14 protein-coding genes are annotated in these 14448 nt (G+C 68.5%); 3 read left to right on the forward strand and 11 right to left on the reverse strand.

Annotated features, from left to right (window positions below):
• Positions 1–11: 11 nt before the first annotated feature.
• From MMF98_RS11480 to pncB, 5 genes are all read right to left on the reverse strand, one after another.
• Complete coding sequence (locus tag MMF98_RS11480; protein ID WP_243306403.1) at positions 12–1187, reverse strand: MFS transporter; 1176 nt, start codon at positions 1185–1187, stop codon at positions 12–14.
• Between the two features lie 178 nt (positions 1188–1365).
• Positions 1366–2694 (reverse strand): DNA recombination protein RmuC, encoded by a 1329-nt coding sequence (gene rmuC, locus MMF98_RS11485; protein WP_243306404.1) that lies wholly within the window; start codon positions 2692–2694, stop codon positions 1366–1368.
• Between the two features lie 16 nt (positions 2695–2710).
• Positions 2711–3697 carry a 2-hydroxyacid dehydrogenase gene (locus tag MMF98_RS11490; protein ID WP_243306405.1) on the reverse strand — a complete coding sequence of 329 codons (987 nt, stop codon included), beginning with the start codon at positions 3695–3697 and terminating at the stop codon, positions 2711–2713.
• On the reverse strand, positions 3698–5107 hold the full coding sequence (locus tag MMF98_RS11495) for a sodium:proton antiporter (RefSeq protein ID WP_243306406.1): 1410 nt from the start codon (positions 5105–5107) through the stop codon (positions 3698–3700). It lies immediately after the preceding gene.
• Between the two features lie 68 nt (positions 5108–5175).
• Complete coding sequence (gene pncB / locus MMF98_RS11500) at positions 5176–6357, reverse strand: nicotinate phosphoribosyltransferase (protein WP_243306407.1); 1182 nt, start codon at positions 6355–6357, stop codon at positions 5176–5178.
• A 242-nt stretch (positions 6358–6599) separates the two neighbouring features.
• Here pncB and MMF98_RS11505 point away from each other — a divergent pair, with 242 nt between their 5' ends.
• Entirely contained in the window at positions 6600–6824 is a 225-nt protein-coding gene (locus MMF98_RS11505; RefSeq protein WP_243306408.1) for a CsbD family protein, read from the forward strand.
• Positions 6825–6835: 11 nt separating this feature from the next.
• On the opposite strand, the gene MMF98_RS11510 is transcribed toward MMF98_RS11505, so the two are convergent.
• The 5 genes from MMF98_RS11510 to MMF98_RS11530 all read right to left on the reverse strand — a co-directional run bounded on the left by MMF98_RS11510 (position 6836) and on the right by MMF98_RS11530 (position 11251).
• Complete coding sequence (locus MMF98_RS11510) at positions 6836–7459, reverse strand: ABC transporter ATP-binding protein (RefSeq protein ID WP_243306409.1); 624 nt, start codon at positions 7457–7459, stop codon at positions 6836–6838.
• On the reverse strand, positions 7452–8231 hold the full coding sequence (locus MMF98_RS11515) for an ABC transporter ATP-binding protein (protein ID WP_243306410.1): 780 nt from the start codon (positions 8229–8231) through the stop codon (positions 7452–7454). Before MMF98_RS11515 ends, MMF98_RS11510 begins: the two co-directional genes overlap by 8 nt.
• Positions 8231–10015, reverse strand: coding sequence for an ABC transporter permease (locus MMF98_RS11520; protein ID WP_423837619.1), 1785 nt, complete (start codon positions 10013–10015; stop codon positions 8231–8233). Before MMF98_RS11520 ends, MMF98_RS11515 begins: the two co-directional genes overlap by 1 nt.
• A 67-nt stretch (positions 10016–10082) precedes the next feature.
• Entirely contained in the window at positions 10083–10808 is a 726-nt protein-coding gene (locus MMF98_RS11525) for a nitroreductase (protein ID WP_243306412.1), read from the reverse strand.
• Positions 10805–11251, reverse strand: a complete 447-nt coding sequence (locus MMF98_RS11530) for an acyl-CoA thioesterase (protein WP_243306413.1) — start codon at positions 11249–11251, stop codon at positions 10805–10807. The genes MMF98_RS11525 and MMF98_RS11530 overlap by 4 nt, the downstream gene beginning before the upstream one ends.
• Before the next feature lie 351 nt (positions 11252–11602).
• On the opposite strand from MMF98_RS11530, the gene MMF98_RS11535 reads away from it, so the two are divergent.
• The gene (locus MMF98_RS11535; RefSeq protein WP_243306414.1) at positions 11603–12151 is read left to right on the forward strand and encodes a phasin family protein; all 549 of its coding nucleotides are present in this window, start codon (positions 11603–11605) and stop codon (positions 12149–12151) included.
• 218 nt (positions 12152–12369) lie between these two features.
• Here the strand turns inward: MMF98_RS11535 and MMF98_RS11540 are convergent, their stop codons facing one another.
• Positions 12370–13176: a patatin-like phospholipase family protein gene (locus tag MMF98_RS11540; protein WP_243307380.1), complete on the reverse strand. Its 807-nt coding sequence runs from the start codon at positions 13174–13176 to the stop codon at positions 12370–12372.
• Positions 13177–13356: 180 nt separating this feature from the next.
• On the opposite strand from MMF98_RS11540, the gene MMF98_RS11545 reads away from it, so the two are divergent.
• Complete coding sequence (locus MMF98_RS11545) at positions 13357–14403, forward strand: extracellular solute-binding protein (protein WP_243306415.1); 1047 nt, start codon at positions 13357–13359, stop codon at positions 14401–14403.
• The last annotated feature ends 45 nt before the right edge of the window (positions 14404–14448 follow it).

The following is a 14448-nucleotide window of genomic DNA, read 5'->3' on the forward strand; positions in this document are numbered from 1 at the left end:
CGATGGTCGCGTCAGGAAGGATGGCCTGGAGCCTTGAGGCGCCACGCCGCGCGCGAGCCGGCGCCCACCACGGCGCCCACCACCCAGAACACGCCCGAGATGCCGATCACGGCGCCGGCCATGCCAAACAGCATGGGCATGACCACGCTGGAGGCGTTGATGGTCATGAGCCGCAGGCCCAGCGCCTCGCCATGCCGCGTATGCGGCGTGATCTGGTGCAGCATGCTCATCACCATGGGCTGCACCGCGCCCAGCGAGAAACCCAGCAGCACCGAGCAGGCGCCCATGGCCAGCGCCGAGTCCAGCAACGGGTAGGCCGCGAACAGCAGTGCCGTGGCCAGCGAGGACAGCGTGATCACGGTGCGCTCGGCCACGCGCGCGGCCAGCCAGGGCAGCAGCACGCGGATCACGGCCGCGGCGATGGCGAAGGCGCCCAGGATGGAGCCGATGGTCGAGGCGCTCAGGCCGCGGTCATGGCCCAGGATGGGCAGCACGAAGGCGTGCACGTCCCAGCTCGACGACTGCAGCCAGTTCACGAACAGCAAACGGCGGAACATCGGCGCGCGCAGCAGGTCCCAGGCGCGCAGCTTGTCGTCGCCCTCGGGCGCGCTGGCTTGCGGCAGCTCGCGCTCGCCGCGCACGCAGGCCCAGCACACCAGCGGCAGCAGCGCCAGCACGCCGAAGGCGATGCGAAAGCCCAGGTCGTCGGCCGGCGCGCGGCCGCCGTGGTCGATCAGCAGGCCAGCCAGGAACGGCCCGAAGAAGTTGGCCGCCGCCGGCGCGATGGCCAGCCAGCTGAACACCTGCTTGAGCTCGTCCGCCCCCGCGGCCGCGCGGCCCACGTGGCGCTGCAGCGCGATCACCGTGGCGCCGGTGGCGCCGCCCGACAGCAGCGCCGACACGCACAGCACCGGGAACACCGGCATCAGCATGGCTAGCCCTCCCGCCGCGCAGGCCGCGATCACCGACAGGCCCAGCGGCCGGCGCACGCCGTGGCGGTCGGCAAAGCGCCCGGCCGGCAGCGCGAGGAACACCTGCGTGAGCGCGAACAGCGCGATCAGCACCCCCACCGCCGCCGCGCTGTAGCCCTGCTGCAGCGCCAGCAGCGGCGCGGCCAGCCGGATGCCGGCCATGGTGGCGTGCAGGCAGACCTGGGCGAGGATGAGTCGCAGCAATTTGGCGTTCATGCCATTTTTCCGAACGACAAGAGCCCCCACGCGCCCCACTCCGTGGGGTCGCGCCCCCCCAACAAGGGGGTGCTTTTCATCCTGGGGCGGCCCGGCGATGAAAAGGGCCCGATGTCCAGGACCCGTGGTTGTTTCTTGCTATTGTTTTTGAAGTAATCGGGCATCGCGCTGCGCTCGCTCAGAAAGCGCCGTCCTCGTTGTCGGCCGCCGGCAGCAGGGCTTGCGCCTGGGCATCGGGCAGCGCTTCCACCACCTTGAGCGCGCGGCGCATCTGCTTGGTCCGGGTGTCGGCCTTGTCCAGCGTGTCGGAGGCCTTCTGCACCTGCTCCTTGATGCGCGCCACCCATTCGCCGTAGCGCTCGAACTCGGTCTTGACCGCGCCCAGCACCTTCCACACCTCCGAGGCCTGCTGCTCCAGCGCCAGCGTGCGAAAGCCCATGTGCAGGCTGTTGAGCATGGCCAGCAGCGTGGTCGGGCCGGCCAGCGTGACGCGGTGGTCGCGCTGCAGGCCGTCCATCAAACCAGGGCGGCGCAGCACCTCGGCATACAGGCTTTCAATCGGCAGGAACAGGATCGCGAAGTCGGTGGTGTGGGGCGGCGCGAGGTAGTTCTCGGAGATGGATTTCGCCTCGGCGCGGATGCGCGCCTCCAGCGCCTTGCCTGCCAGTTCCACGCCGGCCGCGTCGGCGCGGTCGTGGGCGTCGAGCAGGCGCTCGTAGTCCTCGCGCGGGAACTTGGCGTCGATCGGCAGCCAGACCGGCGCGCCGTCAGCGCTGCGGCCCGGGAAGCGCACCGCGAAATCGACGCGCTGGTTGCTGCGCGGCTTGGTCTCGATCTGCTTGCCGTACTGCTCCGGCGTCAGCACCTGCTCCAGCAGGGCCTCGAGCTGCACCTCGCCGAACATGCCGCGCGTCTTGACGTTGGTCAGCACGCGCTGCAGGTCGCCCACGCCCTGGGCCAGGCTCTGCATCTCGCCCAGGCCCTTGTGCACCTGCTCGAGCCGGTCGGCCACCTGCTTGAAGCTCTCGCCCAGGCGCGCTTCCAGGGTGGTCTGCAGCTTCTCGTCCACCGTCTTGCGCATCTCGTCGAGCTTGGCGGTATTGGACTGCTGCAACTGCGCGAGCTGCGCTTCCAGCGTGGCACGCACCTCGGCCATGCGCCGCGCGTTTGACTCGCTCAGGCCCTGCAGCTGCGTGGTGAGCGTGTCGGACAGCGTTTTCTGCAGCAGCGTCAGCTGCTGGGCGAAGGCGTCGATCTGCGTGTTCTGGGTGCGGGTGGCCTCGGCGCTTTGCTGCACCAGCGTCTGCTGGAAGGTGGCGAAGGTGGCGTTGAGCTCCTGCCGGCCGCCGCGCGACGATTCGCTGATTTCGCGGCGCAGCTCGCGCTCCAGCCGCTCGTTCGAGGCCAGCAGTTCCGCCAGGCCGCTGTCGGGCGCCTTGCGCAGCAGCAGCACTACCAGCAGGAGCAGGCTGCATGCCGCCAGAAAAATGATCAGCCAGAGTTCCAAGAAGTCTGCTCCCGCTTCACTTTGCCGCCAGCACGGCCGGGTTGAGCGGCGTAAGCGGCCGCCCGTGCACCAGGAAACCGATCAGGTTGTCGGCCGCCAGGTGGCCCATGGCTCGGCGCGTGGGCACGGTGGCGCTGGCGATGTGCGGCGTCAGCACCACGTTGGGCACGGTCAGCAGGTCGGGATGGACCTTGGGCTCGCCCTCGAACACGTCCAGGCCGGCGGCGGCGATGCGCCTGTCGCGCAAGGCCTGGGCCAGCGCCGCATCGTCCACGATGCCGCCGCGCGCGATGTTGACCAGGGTGGCCGTGGGCTTCATCTGCGCCAGCTCGGCCGCGCCGATGGTGTGGTGCGAGGCCGCCGAGTACGGCACCACCAGCACCACGTGGTCGGCGGTCCTGAGCAGTTCTTCCTTGCTGACGTAGCTGGCTTTGCACTCGGCCTCGGTCGCCGCGTCCAGGCGCGAGCGGTTGTGGTAGACCACCTTCATGCCGAAGCCGTGGGCGCCGCGCCTGGCAATGCCCTGCCCGATGCGGCCCATGCCGATGATGCCCAGCGTGGCGCCATGGATGTCGGAGCCCGCGAACATGTCATAGCTCCATTTCTCCCACTTGCCGGCGCGCAGGAAATGCTCGCTCTCGGTCACGCGGCGCGCGGTGGCCATCAGCAGCGCGAAGCCGAAGTCGGCCGTGGTCTCGGTCAGCACGTCGGGCGCGTTGGTGGCCAGCACGCCGCGCGCGGTCATGGCGTCGATGTCGAAATTGTTGTAGCCCACCGCCATGTTGGCCACGATCTTCAGTTGCGGGCAGGCGTCCAGCACCTCGGCGTCGATGCGCTCGCTGCTGGTGGTGAAGACGCCGTGCTTGCCGCGCAGCCGGTCGATGAGCTTGGCTTTCGGCCAGATCTCGTCGGCCTGGTTGGTGTCGACCTCGAAGTGCTCTTCGAGCTTGGTGATGACGTCGGGAAAAATCGCGCGGGCGATCAGGATGGGAGGCTTGCTCATTTACGTGAACCAGATGAAGGTCATGACGAAAAACAGCGGGATCAGGATTGCGCCTGACCACGCCATGTAGCCGAAGAAACCGGGCATGCGGATGCCGCGGTCCTCCGCGATGGCTTTCACCATCATATTCGGCGCATTGCCGATGTAGGTGTTCGCGCCCATGAAGACGGCGCCGGCGGAGATCGAGGCCAGGGTCGGCGCCAGGGTGGTCATCAGCACCGCGGGGTCGCCGCCGGCGGTGTTGAAGAACACCAGGTAGGTCGGCGCGTTGTCGAGGAACGAGCTCAGGAAGCCGGAGGCCCAGAAGTACATGGCCGGGTCGGGCTGGCCGTCGGCCCGGGTGACGGCCGAGACGATGGCGCCGAACGGCCCGCCGGCGCCCGCGCGCAGCATGGCGATCACCGGGATGATGGTGAGGAAAATGCCCGCGAACAGCTTGGCGACTTCGGCCATCGGCGCCCAGGAGAACTGGTTGGCCGCATGCACCCTGGCCGACGTGATCCTGAGCGACAGCAGGGTGACCGCGATCAGGCCGGCGTCCCGCAACAGCCCGGGCAGGCCGACCTCGGTGCCGTGCACGTCGAACACGATGCCCGGCTTCCAGAAGCCGCTCATGAGCACGAGACCTACCACCGCGCCCAGCAGCCAGAAATTGGCGGCGCCGTCGAAGCCCAGGCGGTGCGTGTCAGGCGTCGGGTCCACCGGCAGCACGCCCTCCTTGCGGTAGTACCAGCCGTCCAGCGCGTAGAACAGCGCCAGCAGCGCGCCCACCAGGAACAGCGTCTCGGGCAACAGGTGGCCGACGGTCCAGAAGAAATCCACGCCCTTGAGGAAGCCCAGGAACAGCGGCGGATCGCCCAGCGGCGTGAGCGAGCCGGCCGCGTTGGACACGATGAAGATGAAAAAGATGATCACATGGGCCCGATGCCGGCGGTTGTCGTTGGCGCGGATCAGGGGCCGGATCATCAGCATCGACGCGCCCGTGGTGCCCATGAAACTGGCCAGCACCGCGCCGATGGCGAGCAGCCCCGTGTTGAGCCCCGGGCTGCCGTGCAGGTTGCCCCGGATGTGGATGCCGCCGGCCACGGTGAACAGCGCCGTCAGCAGGATGATGAAGGGGATGTACTCCGCCACCAGCGCGTGCACCAGGCTGCCCCAGGCCAGGGCCGGCCCGTAGGCCAGCGCGAACGGCAACAGGAAGGCCAGCGCCCAGGCCGCCGCGACCTTACCGAAATGGTGGTGCCAGAACGAAGGCGCGAGCAGCGGCATCAGCGCGATCGACAGCAGGATGCCCGCGAACGGAAGACCCCAGGCCGGCGACAGCCGGGCGCCGTCGAAGTCGGCAGCCGCGCTCAGGCCGGGCCATAGCAGCAGCAGGCCCCAGGCCCCGGCCCTTCGCAGCATCGTCATGAAAGTCTCCATCCTGTTGTTATGGGCTCGCCCGCCCGCGCGCTGCTGGCGCGCCCTGGTGGCGGCCGTCACGCCGCGGGGGCGATCTCGAACACCTGGCGCAGGTAGGCCAGGTACTTCTCATCGTCGCACATATTCTTGGATGGCGTGTCCGACAGCTTGGCCACCGGCTGGCCGTTGCAGCGCACCATCTTGATCACGATCTGCAGCGGCTCGTAGCCGAGGTCGTTGGTGAGGTTGGTGCCGATGCCGAAGGCCAGCAGGCAGCGCCCCTTGAACTGCTGGTACAGCTCGATGGTGCGCGGCACGGTCAGGCCGTCGCTGAAGATCAGCGTCTTGGTCAGCGGGTCCACGCGGTTCTCGATGTAGTGGCCGATCATGCGCTCGCCCCAGGTGAACGGATCGCCGCTGTCGTGGCGGGCCCCGTCGAACAGCTTGCAGAAGTACATGTCGAAATCGCGCAGGAAGGCGTTCATGCCGTACACGTCGGACAGCGCGATACCGAGGTCGCCGCGGTACTCCCTGGCCCACGACTCGAAGCCGAACACCTGGCTGTCGCGCAGGCGCGGGCCCAGCGCCTGGCAGGCCTGCAGGTATTCGTGCGCCATGGTGCCCAGCGGCGTGAGGCCCAGCTTCATCGCGTACAGCACGTTGCTGGTGCCGGCGAGCTGGCCGGCGCCTCCCGTGCCGAGCCGGGCCACCAGCACGCGCAGCACCTCCTCGTGCCAGGCCTTGGAGAAACGGCGGCGCGTGCCGTAGTCGGCGATCTTGAGGTCCAGCGCCGCCGCCCGCAGCTGCGCCACCTTCTGGTCCAGCCGCTGGCGGCCCTCGACGAAATCGGGAACTTTCTGCGTATTGCGGAAGTACACCTCGTTGACGATGGCCAGCACCGGGATCTCGAACAGGATGGTGTGCAGCCACGGCCCCTGGATGCTGATCTCGATCTCGCCCGAGGGCTGGGGCGTGACGGTGATGTACTTCTCGTTGAGCCGGAACAGGCCCAGAAAGTCCACGAAATCGCTCTTGATGAACCGCATCGAGCGCAGGTAGGCCAGCTCGGCGTCCTGGAAATGCAGCCGGCACAGCGAGCGGATCTCGTCGCGGATCTCGTTCACGTAGGGCGCGAGGTTCACGCCGGGATTGCGGCAGCGGAACTTGTACTCGACCTGGGCCCCGGGAAACTGGTGGAGCACCACCTGCATCATGGTGAACTTGTAGAGATCGGTGTCAAGAAGGCTGGTGATGATCATGAAAGGCTGGGGCTGTGCGGCGCGCCATCTGCCCGCAGTACATCAAAGTGTAGGGGATTCGCGGCGCGCCCGTGTCGCACCGCCCCATCGGCCCGCGCCGGCTGTAGGCACGCACCTACGCCGGCTGGCCGGCCCCTCCTACGGTTCGCACCCGGCCCGGCGGCTACAGTGGAAACACGCTCCCGGCGCATCGCCTCTTGGCATCGGCGCCGCAGCGTTTCATCCAACTTCAGGAGATCGGCATGAACCAGGATCGCATCGAAGGCCACTGGCAGCAGCTCAAGGGCAGGATCAAGGAACAGTGGGACAAACTCACCGACGACGATCTGGAGGTGATCGCGGGCAAGCGCGACCAGTTGCTCGGAATGATCCAGCAGCGGCACGGCCTCAGCAAGGAGATGGCCGAGGAGCAGCTCGGCCACTGGGAAAAGCGCAATCCCACCCTCTTCTTCGAAAAATCGGAGTAGGACGCCCGGCGCTAGCCGATCCGGCCTGCCGACAGGGTCACGGTCCGGTCGGCATGGTCGGCCAGGATGCGGTTCTGCTCGGCCACCAGCATCGGCATGCCCTCGCGCTTGAGCGCCAGCAGGGCGTCGCGGATGGCCTCCACCAGCAGCGGAGCGATGCCCTCGCAGGGCTCGTCCAGCAGCAGCAGCCGGGGGCCGGTCATGAGCGTGCGGGCCATCGCCAGCATCTGCTGCTCGCCGCCGCTCATCTGGCTGGCCGGCCGCTGCAGCATGCCGCCGAGCGCGGGAAACAGCGCCAGGACGCGCGCCTCCTGCGCCCGCACGTCGCCGCGCGCCGCGATGTGCAGGTTCTCGCGCACCGTGAGGCCGGTGAAAAGCCGCCGGTCTTCCGCCACATAGCCCAGGCCAGCGCGGGCCCGCCGATGCGGCGGCCACCCCGCGATGCTCTCATTTTGATAGCTGATGACGCCCGAGACACGCGGACCCAGGCCCATCACGGCTTGCAACAGCGTGGATTTGCCGGCGCCGTTGAGGCCCTGCAGCACCACCAGCTCGCCCGCCCCCACCTGCAGCGACACCTCGAACAGCGCCTGCGCGGCGCCGTGCCAGGCACTGAGCGCGCGCACCTCAAGCATGGCCGGCCCGCACGCGGAACGACTGACCGAGGTAGCGGCTGAGCACCGTCTCGTGCCGCGCGATCTCGGCCGGCGTGCCCTGCGCCACCAGTTGGCCTTCCATCAGCACCAGCACGCGGTCGGCCACGCCGAACACCGCGTCCATGTTGTGCTCGGTGTAGAGCACCGCCATGCCCTCGGGCCGGCGCCGGTCCTGGCCGTGCGCCGCCAGCGACTTCACGAGCTGCATCAGTTCGGCGCGCTCCTGCGGCGCCAGGCCGGCGGCCGGCTCGTCCAGCAGCAGCAAGGCCGGGCCGCCCGCCTGCAGGTCCGCCACCGCCATCGCCAGTTCGAGCCGCTTCTTCGCGCCATAGGGCAGCCCCAGCACATCGGCCCCGGCCAGCGCCTGCAGGCCCACGCGCGCCAGCAGCGCCCGCGCCGGCGCCACCGCCTCGGCGTCCAGCCGGTTCCAGGCCGGCAGCCCGCGGGCCAGCAATAGCTGCAGGTTCTGCAGCACCGTGAGCGCCTCGAAGGTCTGCGCCACCTGGAAGGTGCGCGCCACACCGCGCCGCAGGCGCTGCGCCGGCGGCAGGCCGTCGATGCGCTGCCCGTTCCAGCGCACCTCGCCGGCCGTCAGCGCGTGCTGGCCCGCGATGCAGGCGAAGCTGGTGGACTTGCCGGCGCCGTTCGGGCCGATCAGGGCCACACACTCGCCCGGCACCATCTCGAAGCTCAGGCCCCGCACCGCCTGCACGCCGCCGAAATGCTTGACGAGGCCGCGCACCTGCAGCATCAGCCGGCCCTCCGCTTCAGGGGCACCAGCCGCCCGAGCAGGCCCGACGGCGACAGCACCATGATGAGCATCACGAACACCCCCAGCGCCCCGCGCCAGTAGTCGAAGCCGCCCCCCAGTTCGGCGCCGGCCCAGGTCAGCACCGCGCTGCCAACGGCCGCGCCCCAGAGCTGGTGCGCGCCGCCGAGCAGCACCACCAGCAGCGCATCGACCGAGGTCGACACCGCCGCCACCGAGGGAAACACTGCGCCCTTGTGGGCCGCGAACAGCCCGCCGGCCAGCCCCGCGAGCACGGCGCTCTCGACGAAGATGCGGTACTTGATCCAGCTCACCGGCAGGCCCGAGGCCGCCGCGCGCTGCGGCGCATCGCGCACGGCCTGCAGGGCGGCGCCGAAACTCGAACCGCTGAGCCGGCCCAGCGCCACCACGCTGAGCAGCGCCAGCCCGGCCAGCAGCGCGTAGAACAGCGTCGCGGTATCGGCCGTCACCAGCGTCAGGCCGATCACGCCGTTGTCGCCGCCGGTCAGCCCCACCCATTGCGTGGCCGCGGCCCACACCACCTGCGCCAGTGCCAGCGACAGCATGGCGAGGTAGACGCCGCCGCTGCGCACCACGGCCGCGCCGAACACCGCCGCCACGGCCAGCGCCATGCCGCAGCCGGCGGTCAGCGCCAGCGGCAGCGGCGCGCCCCAGTGCGCATGCGACAGAGCCGCGCCATATGCGCCCAGCGCGAAGAACGCCGCATGGCCGAAGCTCACGAGGCCGCCCAGCGCCATCATGGCCTGCAGGCTGACGCCGAAGATCATCAGGATCAGCGCATCGGCGGCCAGTGCCCGCCCATAGTCGCCGCTCCACCAGGCCAGGCCGCAGCCCACGGCGAACGCTATGAAAACAATAGCACTCCAGGTCCGCCCGACGGGGACCTTCATGAACTTTTGCACCAATTCACGCGGGCCGGCGTCCAGCGGCAGCCCCAGCAGGCCGCGCGGGCGCAGGGCCAGCACCACGCCCATGGCCAGGAACACCAGCACCAGCGTGGCCTGCGGAAACAGGCTCACGCCGAAGGCATGGACCAGCCCGATCAGCAGCGCCGCCAGGAACGCGCCGCCAATGCTGCCCAGGCCCCCGGTGACCACGACCACGAAGGTTTCCACGATCACGTTCATGTCCATCTGCAGGTGGGCCGGCTCCCGCGGCAGCTGCAGCGCGCCGCCCAGGCCGGCCAGCGCGCAGCCCAGCACCACGGCGCCCAGCATCAGCGGCTTCGGGTTCACGCCCAGCGCGTCGAGCATGTGGCGGTCCTGCGTGGCGGCGCGCAGGCGCCGGCCGAAGCGCGCGCGCGACAGCAGCAGGTGCAGGCCCAGCCAGACCAGCGGGCCCAGCGCGATCGTGACGAGCTGCCAGGCGGGAAAATACTCGCCGCCCAGCTCCACCGAGCCCTTGAGGCCGGGAAAGCGCGGCGCGAACACCTCACCCGGGCCGAAGGCCCAGCGCATCGCATCGTGCATGGCCAGCGTCAGCCCGAACGTGGCCACGAGCTGGTACAGCTCGGGCGCGCCCGCCAGCCGGCGCAGCAGCAGGAACTCGGCCACGGCCCCGGCCAGGGCGGCGCAGGCCGCGCCCAGCAGCATGGCCAGCGCGTAGAGCGCGGCGCTCTCGCCCCAGGCCGGAAACCAGTCGGTGACCCAGTGCGCGGTGAACAGCGCGCCCAGCATGAAGAAACTGCCGTGCGCGAAGTTGACGATGCGCGTGACGCCGAAGATCAGCGTCAGGCCGGCGGCCATCAGGAACAGCGTGGTCGCGTAGGACAGCCCGTTGAGAAACTGGAGGGCGGCGAAGGTCAAGCCGGCGTCACTCCAGCCAGGTCGTGAACTGCTCCACCGGCACGCGCGGCGTGTGGAAGCTGTTCACGCGCTCGGCTTCGTCGGCGTAGCCGAGCGCCATGCCGCACACCAGCAGCTCCTCGGGGCCCGCGCCGATGTGCGGCAGGATGATCCTGGCGAAGGGGTTCCAGGCCGCCTGCGGGCAGGTGTGCAGGCCGCGCGCGCGCGCGGCCACCATGATGCCCTGCAGGAACATGCCGTAGTCCACCAGCGAGCCGCGCCCCATCACGCGTTCGAGGGTGAACATCAGGCCGACCGGCGCATCGAAGAACTTGAAGTTGCGGTGATGCTGGGCATGCATCCGGTCCTTGTCGCCCTTGGTGATGCCGAGCAGCCCATACAGGCCCCAGCCGTTCTCGCGGCGGCGGTCGATGTAGGGCGACACCCATTTCTCGGGGTAGTAGTCGTAGGCCTCGCGGTACTCGGCGGCCAGCGCGGGATCGGCATAGACCGCGTCATGCGCGGCGCAGACCTTCTGGACCAGGCTGTCGCGACTCTCGCCCTGCAGCACGTAAACCTTCCACGGCTGGGTGTTGGTGCCGCTGGCCGCGCGGCTGGCCACGCGCAGGATGTCGGTGATCTGCTCGCGCGGCACGACGCGAGGCAGAAAGGCGCGCGCCGAGAAGCGGCTCTCGATGGCCGCGTCCACGCTGGCCGGATCTTCGACAACGGTACTGACCTGCAATGACTTCACGCGAGTTTCTCCAGAACGGATTGAAGGGCGGCCGGCAGCGGCACCGGGCGGCGGCTGGCCTTGTCCACATACACATGCACGAAATGGCCTTTGGCCGCAGTCAGCGGCTCGCCCTCGGCGAACAGGCCGACCTCGTAGCGCACACTCGAGCGCCCCCGATGCGCCACGCGCAGGCCGGCATCCACGTTCTGCGGAAAGGCCAGCGAAGCGAAGTAGTTGCACTGGGTCTCGATCACCAGGCCGATGGTGTCGCCCTGATGGATGTCGAGCACGCCCTGCTCGATCAGGTGCGCATTGACCACCGTGTCGAACCAGCTGTAGTAGACGACGTTGTTGACATGGCCGTAGGCGTCGTTGTCCATCCAGCGGGTGCCGATGCGGCGAAACGCCTTGTAGGCGCTGCGCGGCTCGGGCTGGGGTTTCGGGGGAATGGTCTCGCTCATCGGGCCTGATTCTGCCAGCGCCCGGGCCTCGGGGCCGGCTCAGGCGGCAGGGTGATCTGGGCCGGCTCATGAACCAGCGCCGGCTGGCCACCGGGAAACGCGGGCCTTCGGGCAGCGACACGATGAAGCAGCCCCTGTGGCATGCGAGCCTGCCGGCATTGTGTCCGGCCCATGAAAACCGCGGCCTCTAGGAGTTCGTCTCTAAATTGCTGCATTGCAGCATAAAGGGCTTGCAAAGAGCCGGCGCCGCCCTATACTTCGATCCATGCTGCACTGCAACATAAATCGGTCCCAAGCCGTAGCTCAGCGCAGTTAGTGACAGTCCACCAACCCCTCTCATTGGAGTTTCATATGTCTCTTACCGCTGAACAAATCCTGGCCGCCCAGAAAGCCAACGTCGAAACCCTGTTCGGTCTGACCAGCAAGGCCTTCGAAGGCGTCGAAAAACTGGTTGAACTGAACGTGACCGCCTCCAAGGCCGCCCTGAGCGAAGCCGCCGGCCACACCCAGGCCGTGCTGGGCGTGAAGGATGCCCAGGAGCTGCTGGCCCTGCAGGCCTCCCTGTTCCAGCCCCTGGCTGAAAAGACCGCCGCCTACAGCCGCCACCTGTATGACATCGCTTCGAGCACGGGCGCCGAATTCGGCAAGGCTTTCGAAGCCAAGACCGCCGAAGCCCAGAAGGCCTTCGTGGGCCTGGTCGACAATGCCGCCAAGAACGCCCCCGCCGGCTCCGAAACCGCCGTGGCCGTGATGAAGAGCGCCGTGGCCGCCGCCAACAACGCGTTCGAATCCGTGCAAAAGGCCGTGAAGCAAGCGACCGACGTGGCCGAAGCCAACTTCAACGCCGTGGCCACGACCGCCGTCAACGCGGCCAAGACCACCACCGCCAAGAAGCGCTAAGCCCTCCCGCCGCAGCGGTGCCGGCCTTGAAACCGGCATCCCTGCCCCCAGTTTTTTTGTGGAGCGGGAACTCTACACATCGACGGGCATCTATTCGATACTCCCGTTGACTCGGAACCTCAGCAATGGGAGTTCCTTCAGGTTGTCTCCTCGGGTCCTTTCGATACCCTCGGGTTCAGGGATCCCTTCAAGGCCCAGTTTCACGACTGGGCCTTTTTTTATCTGGCCTTGGCCAGCAGTTCGGCCTGGAGCCTTGGCAGCAGTTGCTGCATGGCCGCGCGCCCGGCCTCGATGGCACGGCGCCGGGCCGTGAAATCGGCGCTTTTCACGCCCGCCAGCGCAGGCCGCACCACGAGGTCCGCCTCCCGCAGCTCGTAGTTGTTGATGCTCTTGCCCATGATGGCGAAGGTCTGCAACAGGATCTGCAGCGTGTCGCCGGCCGGGTTGCCCTCGGGCGCGCTGGAAATGTCCACGGCGATCACCAGCTCGGCCCCCATCTGCCGCGCAAAGCGCACCGGCACGGGCGACACCAGCCCGCCGTCCACGTACTCATGCCCCGAGATCTTCACCGGCTGGAACACCGCCGGCACGGCGCTCGAGGCCCGCACCGCCGTGCCGGTGTCGCCGCGCTGGAACAACATGCCCTGCCCGCTGTTCAGGTCGGTCGCCACGATGCCCAGCGGCAGCGCCATGTTCTCGATCAGCCGGTTGCCCACGGCGGCATTGACGTAGCGCGCCAGGGCTTCGCCGCGCAGCATGCCGCGATTGAAGAGAGGCAGCGTCCAGTCGGTGAACGCGGCCTCTTCCATGGTTTCGGCCACCTGCTGCAGCTGCGCGCCGGTCTTGCCGCTGGCGTAGAGCGAGGCCACGAGGCTGCCCGCCGAGGTGCCCACCACGTAATCGGGCCGAATCCCGGCCTCCTCCAGCACCTGGATCACGCCCACATGGGCGAAGCCGCGCGCCGCGCCGCCGCCCAGTGCCAGGCCGATCCGCGGCGGGCGCTTGGGCGTCGAGGGGGTGGCCATAGGCGGCTCGGCCGGCGCCACCTCGACCGGCTTGGAGGCGCAGCCTGCCAGCGCCAACCCCAGCAGAACGGCGCCCAGCCAGGACCAGAGCCCCTGCAAAGTGCCCTGTTTTATATTAAGAATGATTCGCGTTTGCTTTATCATGCTGCCGTTTGCATCCATTTCCAAGGAAAAGTACCCATGCTCAAACGTGCTGCCCGCCTCGCCTCCGCCGCGCTGCTGCTTTCCGCCGGCGCCGCCTCGGCCCAGGAACAGGTCGTCAACCTGTACTCGGCCCGCCACTATTCCACCGACGAGGCCCTGTACAGCAACTTCACCAAGGCAACCGGGATCAAGGTCAACCGGGTTGATTCGGACGATGCCGGCATTCTCGCGCGGCTGAAGGCCGAGGGTACCGCGTCGCCGGCCGACGTGATCCTGCTGGTCGATGCCGCCCGCCTGTACCAGGGCGAGGCCAACGGCCTGTTCCTGCCGGTCAAGTCCGCGGTGCTGGACGAGGTCATCCCCGCCAACCTGCGCAGCAAGCCGGCGGCCGACGGCGGCATTTCCTGGTTCGGCCTCTCCACCCGCGCGCGCATCGTGGTGTACGACAAGATCAAGGTCAAGAAGGAGGATGTCGACACCTACGAGAAGCTGGCCGACCCGCGCAACAAGGGCAAGCTCTGCATCCGCTCGGGCTCCCACCCTTACAACCTGAGCCTGTTCGGCGCCGTAACCGAGCACCTGGGCGACGTCAAGGCCGAAGAATGGCTCAAGGGCCTCGCCGCCAACATGGCGCGCGACCCGAAGGGCGGCGACACCGACCAGATCAAGGCCGTGGCGGCCGGCGAATGCCAGATCGCCGTCACCAACAGCTACTACCTCGCGCGCATCATGCGCTCCAGCAACCCCGAAGACCGCGTCGTGGCCGACCGCGTGGGCGTGGTCTTCCCGAACCAGAACTCCTGGGGTACCCACCTGAACATCGCCGGCGGCGCCGTGGCGAAGTATTCCAAGAACCCCGCCAACGCCGTGAAGTTCCTCGAGTACCTGGCCAGCCCCGAGGCCCAGAACTACTTCGCCAACGGCAACAACGAGTGGCCCGCCGCCAAGGGCGTGGTCACCAGCAACGCGGCCCTCAAGGCCATGACCGGCGGCTCGTTCAAGAGCGAGACCATTCCGATCAGCGCGGTGGGCGCCAACCAGACCAAGGTGCAGCAGATGCTGGACCGGGTGGGGTTCAAGTAAGGACGCGAAGCGAAGGGCCGCGCAGCGGCCGGCGAGCACGGCGCC

The organism is Variovorax terrae, assembly GCF_022809125.1.
GTDB classification, from domain to species: Bacteria; Pseudomonadota; Gammaproteobacteria; order Burkholderiales; family Burkholderiaceae_C; genus Variovorax_A; species Variovorax_A terrae.

Bases quoted from the DNA above. Each gene is read 5' to 3' on its own strand.
- MMF98_RS11490 (WP_243306405.1), bottom strand. From the start codon at position 3,697: ATGAGCAAGCCTCCCATCCTGATCGCCCGCGCGATTTTTCCCGACGTC.
- MMF98_RS11540 (WP_243307380.1), bottom strand. From the start codon at position 13,176: ATGGCCACCCCCTCGACGCCCAAGCGCCCGCCGCGGATCGGCCTGGCA.
- MMF98_RS11545 (WP_243306415.1), top strand. From the start codon at position 13,357: ATGCTCAAACGTGCTGCCCGCCTCGCCTCCGCCGCGCTGCTGCTTTCC.
- pncB (WP_243306407.1), bottom strand. From the start codon at position 6,357: ATGATCATCACCAGCCTTCTTGACACCGATCTCTACAAGTTCACCATG.
- MMF98_RS11515 (WP_243306410.1), bottom strand. From the start codon at position 8,231: ATGCTGCAGGTGCGCGGCCTCGTCAAGCATTTCGGCGGCGTGCAGGCG.
- MMF98_RS11495 (WP_243306406.1), bottom strand. From the start codon at position 5,107: ATGACGATGCTGCGAAGGGCCGGGGCCTGGGGCCTGCTGCTGCTATGG.
- MMF98_RS11530 (WP_243306413.1), bottom strand. From the start codon at position 11,251: ATGAGCGAGACCATTCCCCCGAAACCCCAGCCCGAGCCGCGCAGCGCC.
- MMF98_RS11510 (WP_243306409.1), bottom strand. From the start codon at position 7,459: ATGCTTGAGGTGCGCGCGCTCAGTGCCTGGCACGGCGCCGCGCAGGCG.
- MMF98_RS11535 (WP_243306414.1), top strand. From the start codon at position 11,603: ATGTCTCTTACCGCTGAACAAATCCTGGCCGCCCAGAAAGCCAACGTC.
- MMF98_RS11480 (WP_243306403.1), bottom strand. From the start codon at position 1,187: ATGAACGCCAAATTGCTGCGACTCATCCTCGCCCAGGTCTGCCTGCAC.
- MMF98_RS11520 (WP_423837619.1), bottom strand. From the start codon at position 10,015: ATGGCCGCCGGCCTGACGCTGATCTTCGGCGTCACGCGCATCGTCAAC.
- MMF98_RS11505 (WP_243306408.1), top strand. From the start codon at position 6,600: ATGAACCAGGATCGCATCGAAGGCCACTGGCAGCAGCTCAAGGGCAGG.